Origin of the sequence: Massilia sp. YIM B02769, assembly GCF_030411995.1 — a bacterium.
In the GTDB taxonomy this organism is placed as follows: Bacteria; Pseudomonadota; Gammaproteobacteria; order Burkholderiales; family Burkholderiaceae_D; genus Telluria.
This window is the reverse complement of sequence record NZ_JASNRC010000052.1, coordinates 1-332: the sequence shown is the minus strand read 5'-3', so window position 1 is coordinate 332 and position 332 is coordinate 1. Positions and strand designations below refer to the sequence as shown.

At 54.2% G+C, this 332-nt stretch carries 1 protein-coding gene and 1 tRNA gene; both read right to left on the bottom strand.

What is annotated here, in order from left to right; genetic code table 11:
• A partial coding sequence (locus QPK31_RS26145) for a GTP-binding protein (protein WP_290425214.1) occupies positions 1-180 on the bottom strand: 180 nt, incomplete at its 3' end.
• A gap of 77 nt (positions 181-257) precedes the next feature.
• Positions 258-332 (bottom strand) — tRNA-Thr (locus QPK31_RS26140).

The window sequence follows — 332 nt, the reverse complement described above, 5'->3', positions numbered from 1 at the left end:
GCCGCGTGCTTTCTCTTCCGGAGCAGCATCGATCTGGTCGTATGCTTTTGCTTCGCCGCCGAATTTCTTCGACAGAACGGTTGCGATTGCAGCCGTCAGGGTGGTTTTGCCGTGATCAACGTGACCGATGGTGCCGACGTTGACGTGCGGCTTGGTCCGTTCGAATTTACCTTTTGCCATTTGAGACTCCTAACGATATTTTGAGAATTACCAGGCACACCTGACGGACGAGTACAACGGACTGCCGCGCTAAATTCTGGTGCCCTTGACGTGGATTGAACACGTGGCCTCTCCCTTACCAAGGGAGTGCTCTACCACTGAGCTACAAGGGC